Raw genomic sequence first — 14,420 nt, forward strand, 5'->3', positions numbered from 1 at the left:
GCCTCGGACGCCTGTGGTGACAGGCGTATTATGCCTAGTTGCCTTGCAAATACTATTTGTAAGGCAGTACTAGGTTTGTCCGGCGAGGCACTGCTGCAGCGCGCTTCGCCAGTCCGGTTGGCTCACCCCCCACTCCTTGAGCAGGCGCGTGCAATCCAGGCGCGAATTAAGTGGCCGCGGGGCTGGAGTCGGATAGGCGCTGGATTCAATGGGCTCCAGCAGCGCACACGCTTTGTGCCGATCGAGCAGGTTTTCGCCGATGGCCTGGGCGAAACCGAACCAGGACGTCTCACCTTGGGCCGTCAGGTGATAGGTGCCCCAGGCGCCGGGGTGGCCGGCCTGCCAGCGCTCGATCAGTTGCGCCGTACTGTCGGCAATGGTGCCGGCCCAGGTCGGTGCGCCGACCTGGTCGGCGACCACCCGCAACTGCGGTTTTTCCTGCAACAGGCGCTGCATGGTCAACAGGAAGTTGCGGCCCGCGGTGGAGTACACCCAACTGGTGCGCAGGATCAGGTGCTGGCCACCAGCCTGGCGGATGGCATTCTCGCCGGCCAGCTTGCTGCGTCCGTAGACACTCAGCGGGTTGGGCGTGTCGTCCTCGGTGTAGGGGGCGGGTTTGAGGCCATCGAAGACGTAGTCGGTGGAGTAATGAATCAGCGGGATGCCCAGCGCAACCGCTGCCTGGGCCAGGATGCCCGGTGCCGTGGCATTGATGGCGAACGCCCGCTCCGGTTCGCTTTCGGCCTGGTCGACGGCCGTGTGGGCGGCAGCGTTGATGATCAGGCCGGGCCTCAGCGCCTCGATGGGCGCGCGCAGGGCGTCCGGTTGCGCCAGGTCGAGCTGGTCGCTGCCGCGCACGATCAACTCGCCCAGGCCGCTCAGGCGCGACTGGAGCGCCCGGGAAACCTGGCCATTCTGGCCAATGATCAGGATACGCAAGGGGGCACTCATGGGAACAGGTCGGCCTCGTGCAGGGCCTTGCCGTTCTGGTCCTTGGCCGAGAGGATCGGCGCGCCTTCGAGCTCCCAGTCGATGGCCAGCTGCGGGTCGTCCCAGCGAATGCAGCGTTCGGCCGATGGCGCGTAGTAGTCGGTGGTCTTGTAGAGGAAGTCCGCTGATTCGCTCAGCACGACGAAACCGTGGGCAAACCCTGGCGGGACCCACATCTGCCGGTGGTTCTGCGCCGACAGGCGTACGCTGGCCCATTGGCCGAAGGTCGGCGAGCTGTGGCGGATGTCCACCGCGACATCCAGCACCTCCCCGGCAGTGACGCGCACGAGCTTTCCCTGGGCCTGTTCGATCTGATAGTGCAGGCCCCGCAGCACGCCCCTGGTGGAGCGTGAATGGTTGTCCTGGACGAACGGCAGGGTGCAGCCAGTCGCTTCGGCAAACGCCCGGGCATTGAAGCTTTCGTAGAAAAAACCTCGGTCGTCGCCAAAGACTTTCGGTTCGATGACCAGGACGTCTGGCAAGCGAGTGGCGATGACATTCATCGTGTTTCTCCGGCGATCTTGAACAAGTACTGGCCGTAGCCGGTCTTGCCAAAATACTGGGCGCGCTCAAGGACGTGCTCGCGGCTGACCCAACCTTGCTGGTAGGCAATTTCTTCCAGGCACGCCACTTTCAGGCCTTGGCGATGTTCGATGGTCTGCACGTATTGCGAGGCTTCCAGCAGGCTATCGTGGGTGCCGGTGTCCAGCCAGGCGAAACCACGGCCGAAGCGCTCGACGTGCAGGTCGCCGCGTTGCAGGTAGGCATTGTTGACGTCGGTGATTTCCAGTTCGCCGCGCTTGGACGGCTTGATGGCCTTGGCGATCTCGATCACGTCGTTATCGTAGAAATACAGGCCGGTTACCGCGTAGCTGGATTTGGGCGCGGTGGGTTTTTCTTCGATGGACATCGCCCGTCCTTCTGGATCGAAATCGATCACGCCAAAACGTTCAGGGTCCTTGACCCAGTAGCCGAACACTGTCGCGCCACTCTGCCGGTTGACGGCGGTCTGCAATTGTTCGCCAAAATGCTGGCCGTGGAAAATGTTGTCGCCCAGGATCAGGCACACCGAGTCGCTGCCAATGAACTGCTCGCCGATCAGGAACGCCTGGGCCAGGCCATCGGGCGTCGGCTGCTCGGCGTAGCTGAACTGCACACCAAACTGATGACCGTCGCCCAAGAGGGCGCGGTATTGCGGCAGATCCTGGGGGGTGGAAATCACCAGGATGTCTTTGATGCCGGCGAGCATCAGCACCGAGATCGGGTAATAAATCATCGGTTTGTCATAAACCGGCAAGAGTTGCTTGGAAACCCCAAGGGTGATCGGGTGCAAGCGTGTGCCGGAACCGCCGGCCAGAACAATGCCCTTCATCATGCAATTGCATCCTTGTTGTCGAGCGAGCCCAGGCGCTCGCCTTGATAGCTGCCGTCCTGGACACGTTGGCACCACAGCAGGTTTTCGAGGTACCACTGCACGGTCTTACGCAGTCCGGTCTCGAAGGTTTCCCGTGGTGTCCAGCCCAGTTCCCGTTCGATCTTGCTGGCGTCGATGGCGTAGCGCAGGTCGTGGCCGGGGCGATCCTGGACGAAGCTGATCAGGTCGGCATAGTGCTCGACGCCTTCGGGCTTGCGTGGCGCCAGTTCTTCGAGCAGCGCGCAGATGCTGCGCACCACGTCGATGTTTTTCTGCTCGTTGTGCCCGCCAATGTTGTAAGTCTCGCCGACCGCGCCTTCGGTGACGACCTTGAGCAGTGCACGGGCATGGTCTTCGACAAACAGCCAGTCGCGCACTTGCTGGCCGTCGCCATAGACCGGCAACGGCTTGCCGGCCAGCGCGTTGAGAATCACCAGTGGAATCAGCTTCTCGGGGAAGTGAAACGGCCCGTAGTTATTCGAGCAGTTGGTCAACAGCACGGGCAAGCCATAGGTGCGTTGCCAGGCGCGGACCAGGTGGTCGGACGCCGCCTTGCTCGCCGAATACGGTGAGCTTGGGGCATAGGCGGTGGTCTCGGTGAACAGGTCATCCACACCGTGCAGGTCGCCATACACTTCGTCGGTGGAAATGTGGTGGAAGCGAAACGCGCGTTTCTGCGGCTCGGGCAGGGCCTGCCAATAGGCTCGAGTGGCTTCCAGCAGGCTGTAGGTGCCCACGATATTGGTCTGGATGAAGTCCGCCGGGCCATCAATGGAGCGGTCTACATGGGACTCGGCCGCCAGATGCATGATGGCGTCAGGCTTGAATCGCGCTAGCACCGCACTGACGGTTGGTTGATCGACGATATCGGCCTGGACGAATTCGTAGCGGCTGTCGTGATCGATGCTGCTCAGTGATTCGAGATTGCCAGCATAGGTCAGCTTATCGAGGTTCAGGACCTGGTGTCCGGTATCAAGAATCAAGTGCCGTATGAGCGCCGAGCCGATGAAACCGGCACCGCCAGTGATGAGAATGCGCATCCGGGTAAGCCTTTTTCCGTGAGACGACAGAGCCTTAGGAGCATAGCTTGTAGGCATGGCGGGGGCGGTGCAAGCGAATATCCTATGGACACCCCCTCCCCATATAGCCTCTCAGGAGAGCTGTGCATATTTTTGAACAGGGGGGTTGCTTATCCCCCGACTCAGTGGCGTGATAGGCATCCGATCAAAACCACCTCAGGGGTCGTTGTATGCCGCTCACTACGTTGGTTCACCGTGCCAGTTTGCCAAGCCCACAGATCAGCGCCGAGCAGGCGTTGGTGCTGTTGCGCTTGAATTACGGACTCAGCGGCGACCTGCGACCCCTTGGCAGCAACCAGGACCTGAACTACCGCGTCGACAGCGAGCGCGGGCGCTTTGTGTTGAAAATTTGCCACGGCGACTACGCCGTCCAGGAGCTCCAGGCCCAACACGCTGCTCTCAAGCAGTTGGCCGGGCACGGCGCGGTGAAGGTGCCGCGGGTGATTACCGCCAGCAACGGCCAGGACCTGCTGACATTGGACGTCGACGGGCAAGCGGTCCATATGCGACTGCTGGAGTACATCGACGGCCAGTCCCTCACGCAGCTCAAACACCTGCCGCCTGAGTTGGTGACCGGCCTGGGCCGCCTGTGCGCGGAAATGGACCTGGCCCTGGCGACATTCGACCACCCAGGCCTGGAGCGCACCCTGCAATGGGACGCGCGCCACGCCCCCGCCCTGATCGATCACTTGTTGCCTGTCATCGACGACGATCAGCGGCGGCAACTGATCACCGAGGTCGCGCAACAGGCCGAGCGGCGCTTGCAGCCGCTCAAGGCCAGCCTGCCGGTGCAGGCGATCCACATGGACATCACCGATGACAACGTGGTCTGGCAGCGCGATGCCCAGCGCCAATGGCAATTGCAGGGCGTCATCGATTTCGGCGACCTGATCCGCACTTGGCGCATCACCGACTTGTCGGTGACCTGCGCCGCCCTGCTGCACCACGCCGACGGCGATCCGTTCTTTATCTTGCCGGCGATCAAGGCCTATCACGCGGTCAATCCCTTGCAACGTGAAGAACTGCTGGCGCTATGGCCACTGGTCGTGGCACGCGCCGCGGTACTGGTGCTCAGCGGTGAGCAGCAGGTTTCCATCGACCCGGACAACCAATACAGCCGCGACAACCTGGCCCATGAGTGGGAGATTTTCCGGGTCGCGCACTCGGTGCCCCTCGAACTGATGGAAGCGGCGATTCTCACCGCCGTCGGCCACAGCCTGCCGGCCATTGCCAGCGAAGGCTTTGCGCCGCTGTTGCCGACCCTGGTGGGGCGTGAATTTGCCTTGATTGACCTGGGTGTACTGAGCCCGCATTTCGAGGCCGGCAATTGGGAGCAACCGGGGATCGACCAGCGCCTGTTGAGCGAGGCCGCTGGCGTTCACGGCCTGGCCGCCAACCGCTACGGGCAGTACCGGTTATCCCGCACCCGACCGGACAGCGCCGTCGAGCCCGATACTTATCCACTGCACGTGGAGTTGAGCGTTCCTCAGGGGACGCCGCTCGAATCCCCGTTCGCTGGGGTCGTGCACAAGACGGCCGACGGCCTGTTGCAGCTGGACAGCGCGCAGTTGAGCGTGCGGCTGTGGGGCGTGACGTCGCCGCTGCATTCCGGCGCGGCACTGGTCAAGGGGCAGGTGCTGGGCGAAGTGACGGGGCCGTTGCGGGTCCAGTTGTGTCGGGGCTCCCAGGTGAATCCACCGTTGTTCTGCGTACCTTCCAGGGCATTGGCCTGGCAGGCGCTTTGCCCTTCGCCGGCGGTGCTGCTGGGGCTGGCTTGTGATGCCGAGCCGGAGATCGATCCCGACGCGCTGCTGGCCCGTCGCGATGCGAGCTTTGCCCGTTCGCAAAAGCACTACTACGTCGACCCGCCGCGTATCGAGCGCGGCTGGCGCAACCACCTGATCGACATGCAGGGCCGCTCGTACCTGGACATGCTCAATAATGTCGCGGTACTGGGCCACGGCCATCCACGCATGGCGGCGGTGGCTGCCCGGCAATGGTCGCTGCTCAATACCAACTCGCGTTTTCACTACGCGGCGATTGCCGAATTTTCCGAGCGCCTGCTGGCGCTGTCGCCCTCCAACATGGATCGGGTGTTCCTGGTCAACAGCGGCACCGAGGCCAACGACCTGGCGATCCGCCTGGCCTGGGCCTACAGCGGCGGGCGGGACATGCTCAGCGTATTGGAGGCCTATCACGGCTGGTCGGTGGCGGCCGATGCGGTCTCGACCTCCATCGCTGACAATCCCCAGGCCCTGAGCAGCCGCCCGGACTGGGTGCATCCGGTGACCGCACCGAACACCTATCGCGGCGAATTCCGTGGCCCCGACACTGCGCCGGATTACGTGCGCAGCGTCGAACACAACCTGGCGAAAATCGCCGAGAGTAAACGCCAGCTCGCCGGTTTCATCTGCGAACCGGTGTACGGCAACGCCGGTGGGATCGCGCTGCCGCCTGGTTATCTCAAACAGGTCTACGCGATGGTGCGTGAGCGCGGTGGGGTCTGCATCGCCGACGAAGTACAGGTCGGTTATGGGCGCATGGGCGAGTTTTTCTGGGGCTTCGAAGAGCAAGGCGTGGTGCCGGACATCATCACCATGGCCAAGGGCATGGGCAACGGCCAGCCGCTGGGCGCGGTCATCACCCGCCGGGAAATCGCCGAGGCGCTGGAAGCCGAGGGGTATTTCTTCTCGTCGGCCGGTGGCAGCCCGGTCAGTTGCCAGATCGGCATGGCGGTGCTGGATGTCATGGAAGAAGACAATCTCTGGGAAAACGCCCGGGTAGTGGGCGGGCATTTCAAGGCGCGGCTGGAGGCCTTGATCGACCGCTATCCATTGGTCGGCGCGGTGCATGGCTCCGGGTTCTACCTGGGCGTGGAACTGATCCGCGACCGCAACACCCTGGAGCCGGCCACTGAAGAAACCACGGCGTTGTGCAACCGCCTGCGAGCGTTGGGGATCTTCATGCAACCGACCGGCGATTACCTGAACATCCTCAAGATCAAACCGCCGATGGTCACCACGCGCCAGAGCGTGGATTTCTTCGTCGATATGCTGGTGAAGGTCTTGGACGAGGGGCTGTAATCGATCGGGAACGCCAGGCTGTAAAGCTGTGTTCCCCTGTGGGAGCGGGCTTGCTCGCGAAAGCGGTGTGTCAGTCACCGCATAGGTCGCTGACCCGACGCCTTCGCGAGCAAGCCCGCTCCCACAGATATCTCGTTATAAAATCGATTTTTGTCGGTGTTTTCAGCTGTTTTTTGATTGCGTTTAGTCTTTCTGACTTTATTAGTCGATATTTATCGTTTATAAAGTTGCCACTGCCCCATCGCCCAGGAGATGACCCCATGACAACGTTGCACAGCACTCCCCGCGCGGATGGTTTCCACATGCCTGCCGAGTGGGCGACCCAGACCCAGGTCTGGATGATCTGGCCCGAGCGCCCGGACAACTGGCGCCTGGGTGGCAAGCCCGCGCAGGCTGCCCACGTAGCGGTCGCCAAGGCCATCGCCCGTTTTGAGCCGGTGACTGTGGCGGTGTCTGCGGCCCAATACGAAAATGCCCGGGCGCGTCTCGACGTGCCGAATATCCGCCTGGTGGAAATGTCCAGTGACGACGCTTGGGTCCGCGACACAGGGCCGACGTTTGTCATCAATGACAACGGTGAAGTGCGCGGTGTCGATTGGGATTTCAACGCCTGGGGCGGTTTCGACGGTGGCCTGTACACGCCGTGGAACCGTGATGCGCAAGTGGCCGGCAAGATCCTCGAGATCGAGCGCAGCCCGCGTTATTGCACCGAAGGTTTTGTGCTCGAGGGCGGTTCGATCCACGTGGACGGCGAAGGCACCCTGATCACCACCGAAGAGTGCCTGCTCAACCGCAATCGCAACCCGCACTTGAGCCGCGAAGAGATCGAGGCAGTGCTCAGCGCGCAGTTGGCGGTGGACAAGATCATCTGGCTGCCTGATGGTCTGTTCAATGACGAGACCGACGGCCATGTGGATAACTTTTGCTGCTACGTGCGGCCGGGTGAAGTCCTGCTTGCCTGGACCGACGACCCGCAAGACCCTAACTACACCCGCTGCCACGCAGCGATGAACGTGCTGCAAAACAGCACTGACGCCAAGGGACGCCCATTCACAGTGCATAAAATGCCGATTCCGGGGCCGTTGTATGCCACCGAGCAAGAGTGTGCCGGCGTGGATACGGTGGAGGGTTCCCAGGAGCGTAACCCGTCGGTACGGCTGGCCGGTTCCTACGTGAATTTCCTGATCGTCAACGGCGGCATCATCGCGCCAAGCTTTGACGATCCGCTGGACACGCCGGCCAGGGACATCCTGCAGAACCTGTTCCCGCAGCACGAAGTGGTCATGGTACCGGGGCGCGAACTGTTACTGGGGGGTGGGAATATCCATTGCCTTACACAACAGCAACCTGCGCCGCGGGCAAAATGAGTGGCGATGTAACAGCTGGGTGATAACGACCGCGCCGGCTCTAGGCCGGCGGTTTTGGATCCATCCCGGCAAGCCCGCGGCCTGATTGGTGCGCGGGTTTTTTTGTGCCTGTTTATTGGCGTGACGGATACATTGGCATAGCTCTTGTATCTGTACTTCGGCAGTTCTGGGGAGAGAACTGAGTTGTTTTGTCATAAACCTTGGATAAATTGGCCGCTCATCAACCAGGAGAGGGCGCTGGAATGAATATGATAAGCGAGCGCACATGCCATCCCTTGGCCGTTAATGGTGAGTCGCTTCAAGCCTTGGCGCAGTGGTTGAAGTCCAACGGAACGCGTCAGATCAGAGAACCTGATCCGCGCCGGATGATCGTTGAGCGTTACCCCGTTGGCCTGTTCAGCGAGGCGGAGCTGGAAGCGTTGTGGGATGTGATGCAAGGATAGAAATCGACGGATTGATAAAAAGCGCTGGCCGGGATGGCAGCGCTTTTTTTGTGTCCGCCGGACTTGCGGGCTGATGCAACTCGTGTGGGAGCGGGCTTGCTCGCGAAAGCGGTGTGTCAGGCACCGCATATGTAGCTGACCCGACGCCTTCGCGAGCAAGCCCGCTCCCACAGGATCAGTGTTCACCATGGGTATTCGACCGATCCGCGAAACAGATTGAAAGCCATTCCAGCGTTTTTCCGCAGTGCTCCAGAGACTACCCTGCTGCCATCGAATCCTCATGGCTAGCGGAGTCCCCATGACCACTCTTCATTATATCTACGACCCGCTGTGCGGCTGGTGTTACGGCGCCAAGCCGTTGGTGCAGGCCGCCCGGACCGTTTTGCCGGTGATTGCCCATGGCGGCGGCATGATGACCGGTGCCAATCGCCAGCAGGTCTCGCCGCAGTTGCGCAATTACGTGATGCCCCACGACCGGCGCATTGCCGAGCATTCCGGGCAACCATTTGGCGAGGCCTATTTCGAAGGTCTGCTGCGCGACCACAGCGCCGTGTTCGATTCGGCGCCGCCGACCGCCGCCATCCTCGCTGCCGAACAGCTCGGCGGCCACGGCCTGGAGTTGCTCGGGCGCCTGCAAACCGCACACTACGTCGAAGGCCGGCGCATCGCTGACGAAACCGTCCTGCTGGAGCTCGCCCAAACAATCGGCCTGCCGGCCCAGGCGTTCCTGACGGCATTCAGCACGGTTGATGTGCAAGGGCATATCAAGGCCAGTCGCACCTTGCTGGCCCAGGTCGGCGGCCAGGGTTTCCCAACCTTGGCCTTGGAGCAGGATGGCCAGTTCACGCTGATCGACATCGGCCCTTGGTTCGGCAAGCCCGAGGCATTCGCCCAATGGCTGACGCAAGCCTTGCCGGTTCAGGCCTCCACGTCATCAGCGGCCTGCGGTCTTGACGGTTGTTCGCGGTGAGCAGTTCTTAGACATTTTTTGCCTAATTACAGACGTTTCACGAAATTGACACACCGTTGAGGGCGCGACTAGGATTCGCCTACGCCTGTGGCTAACAACCATGACTCTTAAATAATAAAAAGGCCCGACACGATCACTCGTGGGCGGGCCTTTTCATTATTTCCAGGAGCAAGAGTCCGAAAAAGAGCGCAAAAGCGCCATTTCGGTTGCCCGCCACAGTGCGTATCAACCCGTACAAGGAAAATAATCATGTTGAACAAGCGCATTAGTTTGATCGCACTGGGGATCTTGAGCACGACACACGCCATGGCCAACGACCAGGCGCAGTCCAAAGGGTTCGTTGAAGACAGCAGCTTGAAAGTGCTGTTGCGCAACGCTTATATCAACCGCGACTACAAAGATGGCAACGAAGACAAGGCCGAATGGGGCCAGGCGGCCATCGGTACCTTCTCGTCCGGCTTCACCCAGGGCACCGTGGGTGTCGGTGTGGATGCGTTCGGCCTGTACGCGCTGCGTCTGGACGGCGGTAAAGGCCGCAGCGGGGCGGGCGGCATCGACTTCTTCAAGCAAGGCGACAGCGGCAACGCCGCCGATGACCTGTCCAAGTTCGGGGCAGCGGTCAAGTTCCGCGTCTCCAACACCGTGCTGGCCTACGGTGACCAGATGCCGGCCCTGCCGGTGCTCAGCTATGACAACTCGCGCCTGCTGCCGGAAAGCTACACCGGCACGCTGATCACCTCCAAGGAGATCAAGGGCCTGGAACTCAATGCCGGCCGTTTCACCGCCGAATCGCGCAAGAGTGCTGAAGGCCGCGACAGCGGTGGCCTGAAGTCGATCAACGTCTTGGGCGGCAGCTATCAGTTCACCGAGCAGTTCAAGGCTTCGCTCTACGCCTCGGATGTCGAGGACGTATTGAAGAAGCAATACGTGAACGCCAACTACGTGTTCCCGCTGGCCAAGGATCAGTCCCTGACCCTGGACTTCAACGGTTATCGCACCAAGCTGGACAACAGCTACGTTCGTGAAAACAACGTCACCGGCGACGACAACAAGATCTGGAGCCTGGCTGCCACCTTCGCCACAGGACCGCACAGTTTCACGCTTGCCCACCAGCGCAGCACTGGTGACAGCAACCTGGGTTATGCCTACGGTGGCTATCAGCGCGAGCAGAATCGTGTGGGTGATGGCGGTAACACGATCTACCTGGCCAACTCCTACTGGTCCGACTTCAACGCTGAAGACGAACGCAGCTGGCAGTTGGGCTATGGCCTGGACTTCACCACGTTCGGCGTACCGGGCCTGACCTATAACGTCGCTTATGTGCGTGGCGATAACATCACCACGTCCACCAGCGAAGGCGGTACCGAGCGCGAGATCTTCAACCAGTTCAAGTACGTGGTCCAGAGCGGCCCGGCCAAGGACTTGAGCGTAAGGTTGCGCAGTTCCGTGCTGCGGGTGTCGCAGAAGTCCAGCGAGTACAACGTCAGCGGCAATGAGCTGCGGGTGTTCGTGGATTACCCGATCAACGTCTTCTGATGCCTGAACAGGTTACAAACGTATAAAACCGTGGCGAGGGAGCTTGCTCCCGCTGGCCGTAGGAGCTGCCGAAGGCTGCGATCTTTTGATCTTTTGATCTTTCGCTTGAGACTCAAGCGTCTGGGGAAAGATCGCAGCCTCGTTGCACTCGACAGCTCCTACGAGCCCAGCGAGGGCAAGCTCCCTTGCCACAACTGATTCGTGCCTGCCTGAAGTGAATAGCGTTGCGACCTCAAACTCGGGTCTTTTTGGCTTTTAGTGCAATAAATACCGCTGTAACCGCCTGTTTCCCCGAGAAAAAGTCGTACTAATGCATCTTTGCCCGCCGTTTCAAGCTCCGCTTGAAATGCCTCAAATACTTTCTCATGGACGTAAATCCTGCACCTACTAGATTAGGCCGCTCAACGCAGCGGAGACCTATGAAAAATGATCGTTCTGAACAGGGAAGTGGGCGAAGCGCTAAGACGTGACAAATACGTCAACGTTCGCGGTGGGGACTTCAACCTCTACGGTCATTTCGGCGATTTTGTCCGGCTGACCAAAAGCTGGGAAAACATGGAGCCCGACAGCTACTACGGCCAGGCCGAGTCAGGCATGCGTTTTCGCCGCTACAGCGACTTCGAATACAACCCTACGACCCGTGAGCTTGCGCAGCTCGAACACCGGGCCTACGTTCAGTCCAAGGCCAACAACAGCTATGTCGGCGGACTGGAGCGGCACTTCGAGGACTTTTCCAACGAAGTGATCAATTCGCCGGTGATGCGCAGCCTGATCGACACGGACTTCGAGGTTTACAAGAACGTCCTGCCGCAGGAATTGCACGATGAAATCTGGCAGTGCCAGATCCATCAGATCCGCATCGAGATCAAGCCGGGCAAACAACTGGAAATCACCCCCGAAGGGATTCACTGCGACGGCTATCCGTTCAGCGGCGTGCACTTCTGGGGCCGTCAGAATGTGGCAGGTGCGGAAAGTCGCTTGTACACCGCCCAGGAAGAGCAGCTGGCGGCGACAACCTACGAGGACATCCTCGACACGACGTTTTTCCTGGATCGCGACATGCGCCATTACGTGACCCCGGCGCGCAACACCCATAGCCATGACATGGCGTACCGGCAGATCCTGGCCATTTCCTTCTCGCGGCCCGGGACCGCTTTCGACATTGTTCGCTGAACGGCTCGAACCCATGGACGACCCGACGCAGCAGGTCCTGTTGCGCCGGACCATGATCCGGGACGCCGAGCGACTGGAGCGGTTCTTTCGCGGTTTCGACGAAGTGTCGTTCTGCGAATGGCAGGACGCCCGATTCTTGCGCGGTGTGTTGTTGCAGGAAACCACCACCGCGTACCTGGCCATCGATGCGAGCGGTGAAGTCGTGGGCGCGGTGATCGGCGGCATGCTCGGTACCCGTGGCACGATCAATCACTTGGCGGTCAGCCCGCAGCATCGCACCAAAGGCCTGGGCCAGCGCCTGGTGGAAGCCGCATCGGCTGACATGAAGCGGGTCGGCGTGCTGCGCATGTTCCTTTTCGTCGATGATGCTAATCTGGCCGGCAAGCGTTTCTGGGCCGCCCAGGGGTTCTGTGAGCCCCGGGGTGAAATCACCTTCGAGAGGGATTTATGAACAAGACTTCCAGCCAACCGCTGGCGGTCGAACCACAAGCCTCGCGTACCTTTGCTGAAGCCAGTCCGGTGGTAGCGGGTTATTTCACGGTTTCGTTTGTGTTCGGTCTGATGGCGGTCAACGCCGGGCTGCCCCTGTGGCTGCCGGTGGCGATGTGCCTGTTCGTTTATGCGGGCGCTGCGCAATTCGCCGCGCTGGCGTTGATTTCCAGCGGTGCGTCGCTGACCACCATCGTGCTCACCACGTTCCTGATCAATGCCCGGCACATGCTGATGTCGGTCTACATGGCCAAGGCCCTGCGTGCGCTGGGGCTCAGCCGTTTCGAGCGCTGGTGCTACGCGGCGGGGCTGACGGACGAGTCGTTCGCGTTCCACAGCGTCAAGCTCGGCAGCGGGGCACCGGTGAGCGTGCGCTACCTGGTCGGCTTCAACCTGTTCTGCCACACATCCTGGGTGCTCGGTGGCTTGCTCGGCGCCGTGTGCGCGCAATACGCGGCGCACCTCATCAAATACCAACTCGACTATGCCCTGACCGCGATGATGCTCTATGTGCTGGTTTCGTTGTGCAACACCCGCAACAAACTGATCGCGGCCCTGGCGGCTGTCGTCTGCATGGGCGGGCTGAGCCTGCTGGGCAGCTCGCCATTCAATGTCTTCATTGCCACGTTCGTTGGCTGCGGGGTGGGCGTATGCCTGACCAAACGTTCCTGATCCTGGTCGTGGCCCTGATGATGGCCGTGACCTTCCTGCCGCGCGCCCTGCCGTTGCAGATCAATACCGAACACTGGCCGCCCTTCGTCGCCCGTGCCTTGGAATACCTGCCAGTGGCGATCGTCGCTGCCATCAGCCTGACCCCCTTGCTGATCAAGGACCAGCAGATACAACTTGATCGCCCTGAATTCTATGCCGCGATACCGACGCTGTTATGTGCGTATTTCAGCCGCAACCTGTTTCTCAGTGTGGCGGTGGGCACGGCGGCGTACATCGCGCTCGGTTCGTTCCTGTAGCGTCAGGTCCACTACATCGTGCAGCGCCTGGCCGGACAGCTCCGAATTGTTCACCGCCAGGCGGACCTCAAGGAAGTCTTCGAAGTCCGGGAAAATCGCCAGGCCGTTGCGCAACGCCGCCTCCCGGGATACCAGCCCCAGGCCATCGAGTTGCGTGATCAACGACAACGTCAGCGTTTCACTGCAGGAATACACCATTCGCTGGCTCGACCCATATTCGCCCAGGCCTGCATCGAGAAAACGCAGGAAACTCTGGGAATACGGACATTCTTCTGCCGGACGCACCTGAAACTTGTCACCGAGCAAGCCAAGGGAATCGTCTGCGTCGCCACAATGGGCGCCGACCACCCGCACCTGTACATCCGGCATGGTGATGCTGGTAAAACCGCCCTGCGGCTGCCCGATCAGGATCGCCAGGTCAAAATCTTCGTTCCTGAGCTTGCTCAGGTTCTCCATCGATTCGGCGTAGCTGAACTCCAGCTGATACTGGGGGAACACGGCGATCAAACGGTCGATCATCCGCCGGTTGAACTCCGCCGGCAGGGTGGTATTGAGTGCCACTCTGAGGGTGCGCTGTCGCGGCGTCTTGAGCGCCGCGACTTTCTCCTCCAACTGCCGGGTGGCAACCAACACCTGATCCATGAAGGGGGTCAGTTCCGAGCCTTGGCTCGTCAACGTCAGGCCCTTGTTCGAGCGTCGGAACAACCGGAAACCGAACTGTTCCTCAACCTTGTTCAACTGCGCCGCCAACGCCTGCACCGTGAGGCACGAATGCTCGGCCGCTGCCGACAACGAGCCGGTCTGCACGATACGCATGAGGTTGCGTAGGGTTCTGCTATCCATGAGGTAATGCCCTCTGCTTAAGTGGGCTCGCTATTGTTGTGCACCTGGTCCGGGCCAGGCAGTGC

The 14,420-nt window shown here is 60.9% G+C and carries 14 protein-coding genes; 9 read left to right on the top strand and 5 right to left on the bottom strand.

The annotated features are described in order from the left end of the window. Positions 1 to 69: 69 nt before the first annotated feature. Genes rfbD through rfbB form a run of 4 tightly spaced genes read right to left on the bottom strand, consistent with a single transcriptional unit; the run spans position 70 to position 3,444 of the window. Positions 70 to 951 (bottom strand): dTDP-4-dehydrorhamnose reductase, encoded by an 882-nt coding sequence (gene rfbD, locus AD662_RS01555; protein ID WP_053185102.1) that lies wholly within the window; start codon positions 949 to 951, stop codon positions 70 to 72. Further along, a complete protein-coding gene (rfbC, locus tag AD662_RS01560) occupies positions 948 to 1,493 on the bottom strand; it encodes a dTDP-4-dehydrorhamnose 3,5-epimerase (RefSeq protein ID WP_053185105.1) in 546 nt (181 codons plus the stop codon). Before rfbC ends, rfbD begins: the two co-directional genes overlap by 4 nt. Further along, on the bottom strand, positions 1,490 to 2,365 hold the full coding sequence (gene rfbA, locus AD662_RS01565) for a glucose-1-phosphate thymidylyltransferase RfbA (RefSeq protein ID WP_018606390.1): 876 nt from the start codon (positions 2,363 to 2,365) through the stop codon (positions 1,490 to 1,492). Before rfbA ends, rfbC begins: the two co-directional genes overlap by 4 nt. Beyond that, positions 2,362 to 3,444, bottom strand: a complete 1,083-nt coding sequence (gene rfbB / locus AD662_RS01570; RefSeq protein WP_053185108.1) for a dTDP-glucose 4,6-dehydratase — start codon at positions 3,442 to 3,444, stop codon at positions 2,362 to 2,364. The genes rfbA and rfbB overlap by 4 nt, the downstream gene beginning before the upstream one ends. A 209-nt stretch (positions 3,445 to 3,653) precedes the next feature. Between rfbB and AD662_RS01575 the strand changes: the two genes are divergently transcribed. The 9 genes from AD662_RS01575 (at position 3,654) to AD662_RS01615 (ending at position 13,512) form a co-directional block, all read left to right on the top strand. Continuing rightward, on the top strand, positions 3,654 to 6,566 hold the full coding sequence (locus AD662_RS01575; RefSeq protein ID WP_053185111.1) for an aminotransferase: 2,913 nt from the start codon (positions 3,654 to 3,656) through the stop codon (positions 6,564 to 6,566). 260 nt (positions 6,567 to 6,826) lie between these two features. Further along, complete coding sequence (gene aguA / locus AD662_RS01580; RefSeq protein ID WP_053185114.1) at positions 6,827 to 7,933, top strand: agmatine deiminase; 1,107 nt, start codon at positions 6,827 to 6,829, stop codon at positions 7,931 to 7,933. A 242-nt stretch (positions 7,934 to 8,175) separates the two neighbouring features. Further along, a complete protein-coding gene (locus AD662_RS01585) occupies positions 8,176 to 8,376 on the top strand; it encodes a hypothetical protein (RefSeq protein ID WP_018606381.1) in 201 nt (66 codons plus the stop codon). Between the two features lie 298 nt (positions 8,377 to 8,674). Further along, the gene (locus tag AD662_RS01590; protein ID WP_053185117.1) at positions 8,675 to 9,346 is read left to right on the top strand and encodes a DsbA family protein; all 672 of its coding nucleotides are present in this window, start codon (positions 8,675 to 8,677) and stop codon (positions 9,344 to 9,346) included. Between the two features lie 249 nt (positions 9,347 to 9,595). Beyond that, positions 9,596 to 10,882, top strand: a complete 1,287-nt coding sequence (locus tag AD662_RS01595) for an OprD family porin (protein WP_018606378.1) — start codon at positions 9,596 to 9,598, stop codon at positions 10,880 to 10,882. 426 nt (positions 10,883 to 11,308) lie between these two features. Continuing rightward, entirely contained in the window at positions 11,309 to 12,055 is a 747-nt protein-coding gene (locus tag AD662_RS01600; protein WP_018606376.1) for a 2OG-Fe dioxygenase family protein, read from the top strand. A 13-nt stretch (positions 12,056 to 12,068) separates the two neighbouring features. Next, on the top strand, positions 12,069 to 12,506 hold the full coding sequence (locus AD662_RS01605; RefSeq protein ID WP_174553527.1) for a GNAT family N-acetyltransferase: 438 nt from the start codon (positions 12,069 to 12,071) through the stop codon (positions 12,504 to 12,506). Then, a complete protein-coding gene (locus AD662_RS01610) occupies positions 12,503 to 13,216 on the top strand; it encodes an AzlC family ABC transporter permease (RefSeq protein ID WP_024619247.1) in 714 nt (237 codons plus the stop codon). Before AD662_RS01605 ends, AD662_RS01610 begins: the two co-directional genes overlap by 4 nt. Then, positions 13,195 to 13,512: an AzlD domain-containing protein gene (locus AD662_RS01615; RefSeq protein ID WP_018606370.1), complete on the top strand. Its 318-nt coding sequence runs from the start codon at positions 13,195 to 13,197 to the stop codon at positions 13,510 to 13,512. The genes AD662_RS01610 and AD662_RS01615 overlap by 22 nt, the downstream gene beginning before the upstream one ends. On the opposite strand, the gene AD662_RS01620 is transcribed toward AD662_RS01615, so the two are convergent. Beyond that, on the bottom strand, positions 13,429 to 14,355 hold the full coding sequence (locus tag AD662_RS01620) for a LysR family transcriptional regulator (RefSeq protein WP_033062614.1): 927 nt from the start codon (positions 14,353 to 14,355) through the stop codon (positions 13,429 to 13,431). The two genes, AD662_RS01615 and AD662_RS01620, sit on opposite strands and share 84 nt — an antisense overlap. Positions 14,356 to 14,420 lie beyond the last annotated feature (65 nt).

Origin of the sequence: Pseudomonas kilonensis, assembly GCF_001269885.1 — a bacterium.
Lineage (GTDB): Bacteria > Pseudomonadota > Gammaproteobacteria > Pseudomonadales > Pseudomonadaceae > Aquipseudomonas > Aquipseudomonas kilonensis.